Below are 2,896 nucleotides of genomic sequence, written 5' to 3' on the forward strand. Positions count from 1 at the left end.
GCCGTTGGCGGTGCAGGATGCCTCGACCCTGCGCCGCGACGTCGACACCGCCGACCAGCTCGACGCGGCTCGGGCTCTCGGTCTCGGCTCGCGCACGGCGGCGCTGCTGAGCGCGGCGCGCCGGAGCTGAACGCCCGCTCAGCCGCCCGGGCAGTCGCAGGTGCCACCGCTGTGGCACTGGCACAGGAGCGGAGCCGGGTCGACCTGCTCGGCGGGAGCGACGATGGAGCGCACCTGCGGGAAGAGCCCCACGGCGAGGACGCCGCCGCCCGCGGCGAGCAGCAGAGCCAGGACCAGCGCGACCCACCGACGTGCGCTGGCCGCCGCGACCGCGGCGGCGCCGAGTCCGATCGAGGTCCAGACGAACGACCAGTACGCGGGGACCATCTCCGCGACCGCAGGCTGTCCACCCAGCGCCCGGCCGAGAGCCATGGCGAGCAGCTCCCCGAACGTCGCCAAGAGCACGACGAAGCCGGCGACGACCGCCGTCCACACCCCCAGCGTCGTCCAGAAGCGCCAGCTCGGCCCGGGCGCAACAGCAGAACCGGGACCGGTCTGCGCAGCGGACGTCATCTCGAGAGGGTAGCGTCCGCACCGACCCGCCCTCTCGGCATCCGCCATTCATGCGCGGGAAACCGCCTCCGCCGCCGCGCCTGGCGGCGGCACCGCTAACCTGGCGGCATGAGCGACTACCAGCTGCTGGAGATGGGCGGGCTCGACGAGTGGCGCGAGCACTACGGCGGGTTCCGGCCCGAGAGCTCGCGCGACGGTCGCCGTGTCGTCGACCACGACATGACGATGCAGTACATCGGCATGACCGCGAACGCCTTCGAGCCCGGTGAGGAGGCCGGCTACTGGCATCAGCACGCGCGGATCGAGGAGCTGTACGTGTTCCTCACGGGACGCGGCCAGATGGGGCTCGACGACGACATCGTCGATGTGGGCCCCGGCACGGTGGTGCGCGTCGGCCAGGGCGTGTGGCGCACGTGGCGAGCGATGCCCGACAGCCCTGAGCAGCTGCGCTGGCTCTGCATCCGCGCGGGCGGCCATGAGCTTCCGCAGTTCCCCGACGACAGCACTCGAGACAACGGCCGCTCGTCGCCCTGGGCCTGACCGTCAGGCGACGAGCAGGTACACCGCCCCGACGATCGTGAAGACGATCACGAGCCTCTCGAAGAGCGCCTGTGGCATGCGGGCGGCGAGCCAGCGTCCGAGGAAGGCCGACGCCGCGACGAGCGGCACGAGCACCAGGTCGATCAAGAGCCCTGGCACCGTGATGATGCCGATGCCGATCGAGAACGGCACCTTGAACAGATTCACGATCGCGAAGAACCAGGCCGCGGTGCCGAGGAACGCCTTCACCTCGAACCGTGCGGCGAGGAAGTACATCGACATCACCGGTCCCGCAGCGTTCGCCACCATCGTCGTGAAGCCGCCCAGCGTGCCGTAGGTCGCGGCGGCGATGCGGCGCGAGCCGCCCGATTCGACGGTCGAGGCGAACCGGCGCCGCAGCAGCGTGATCGCGATGACCAGCAGCAGGATCACGCCGATCGTGCGCTTGACCCAGGTGTCGTTCGCCAGCCACAGGAACACCACTCCGACGAGCACCCCGCCCACGACCGCCGGCGCGAGCCGCGCGAGCGCCCGCCAGTCGGCGTGCCGCCGGTACATCGCCACCGCGAAGACGTCGGCGACGATCAGCAGGAGCAGCAGCACCCCCGTCGACTGCTTCGCCGGCAGCACCGCCGCGAAGATCGCGACGGCGATGGTCCCCGCCCCGGGAACGGCGGTCTTCGAGAGCCCGACGACGACCGCGGCGATGCCGAGCAGCGCCCACGCCCACCACGCGAGCTCGGGCACGTCAGACGCCGGCCGCGATCAGCGCCGACTCGGCGAGCGCCGCTGAGCGCGCGGCATCCGTCATCCACAGCGGCGTGACGACGGGACGGATGCCGAACCCGGCGACCTCGCCCGCGAGGGCTCCGTCCTCCTCGGCGAGCAGCCATGCGTCGAGCAGACCGCCGTCGCCGCGGGCCCCGTAGAGATCCGCCACCGCGGCAGCCGACGTCTCGACTCCGATCGCCGCGAGGCAGGCGTCGGCCATGCCGCGCACGACGCGTCCGCCGATGATCGGTGAGACCCCGACGACCGGGGCGGACGTGGCGCGCAGCGCGTCGCGCACGCCGGGCACGGCGAGGATCGGACCTATCGAGACGACGGGGTTCGACGGCGCCAGGAGCACGGCGTCGGCCTGCGCGACCGCCTCAACCACGCCAGGTGCCGGGGAGGCGTCCGCGATCCCGAGGTTCTCGAACCGGGCCGCCGGGAGCGTGGCTCGGTGCCGCGTCCACCACTCCTGGAAGTGCAGGCGGGTGCCGTCGTGCAGGATCACCACCGTGTCGACCTCGGCGTCGGTCATCGGCAGCAGACGCGCGCCGAGGGGCCAGCGGTGCGACATCCGCTCGATCACCTGCGTCGGCGTGTGGCCATCGCGCAGCCAGCCCGTGCGGGCGATATGGGTGCCGAGGTCGAGGTCGCCGAGCGTGAACCACGGCCAGCCGGCGCCCCACGCCTGCAGCTCCTCGTTGACGCGCTCCGAGTCGCCCTGCCGGCCCCAGCCGCGCTCGGTGTCGTTGACGCCGGCGAGTGCGTACGTGACGGAGTCGACGTCGGGCTGGAGACGCACGCCCGACAGCCACAGGTCGTCGCCCGTGTTGACGACGACCGTGAGGGCTGAGGCCGTGTCGCGGATGCCGCGGGCGCGCAGCGCGCCGCGCACGCCGAGGACGAAGCGCGAGCCCCCGACCCCGCCGGCGAGCACGACGATGCGGGGCGAGTCGCGCATGCCGCCTCAGCCCCGCTCGGTGCCGGGCAGCGGAAACGCGCCGGTGCGGGG

At 72.9% G+C, this 2,896-nt stretch carries 4 protein-coding genes; 1 reads left to right on the plus strand and 3 read right to left on the minus strand.

The window, feature by feature from the left end; genetic code table 11:
- Positions 1–138: 138 nt before the first annotated feature.
- Complete coding sequence (locus EIO58_RS15415; protein ID WP_127820250.1) at positions 139–573, minus strand: hypothetical protein; 435 nt, start codon at positions 571–573, stop codon at positions 139–141.
- A 108-nt stretch (positions 574–681) separates the two neighbouring features.
- Between EIO58_RS15415 and EIO58_RS15420 the strand changes: the two genes are divergently transcribed.
- Positions 682–1,113 carry a cupin domain-containing protein gene (locus tag EIO58_RS15420; protein WP_127820251.1) on the plus strand — a complete coding sequence of 144 codons (432 nt, stop codon included), beginning with the start codon at positions 682–684 and terminating at the stop codon, positions 1,111–1,113.
- A 3-nt stretch (positions 1,114–1,116) separates the two neighbouring features.
- On the opposite strand, the gene EIO58_RS15425 is transcribed toward EIO58_RS15420, so the two are convergent.
- Together EIO58_RS15425 and cofD are read right to left on the minus strand one after the other, a co-directional pair.
- Positions 1,117–1,860: a sulfite exporter TauE/SafE family protein gene (locus EIO58_RS15425; RefSeq protein WP_127820252.1), complete on the minus strand. Its 744-nt coding sequence runs from the start codon at positions 1,858–1,860 to the stop codon at positions 1,117–1,119.
- Position 1,861: 1 nt separating this feature from the next.
- The gene (cofD, locus tag EIO58_RS15430; RefSeq protein WP_127820253.1) at positions 1,862–2,845 is read right to left on the minus strand and encodes a 2-phospho-L-lactate transferase; all 984 of its coding nucleotides are present in this window, start codon (positions 2,843–2,845) and stop codon (positions 1,862–1,864) included.
- Positions 2,846–2,896 lie beyond the last annotated feature (51 nt).

Source organism: Microbacterium sp. CPCC 204701 (genome assembly GCF_004010105.1).
Classification (GTDB): Bacteria; Actinomycetota; Actinomycetes; order Actinomycetales; family Microbacteriaceae; genus Microbacterium.

Coding starts and splice junctions, on each gene's coding strand:
- cofD (WP_127820253.1), bottom strand. CDS start 2,845: ATGCGCGACTCGCCCCGCATCGTCGTGCTCGCCGGCGGGGTCGGGGGC.
- EIO58_RS15420 (WP_127820251.1), top strand. CDS start 682: ATGAGCGACTACCAGCTGCTGGAGATGGGCGGGCTCGACGAGTGGCGC.
- EIO58_RS15415 (WP_127820250.1), bottom strand. CDS start 573: ATGACGTCCGCTGCGCAGACCGGTCCCGGTTCTGCTGTTGCGCCCGGG.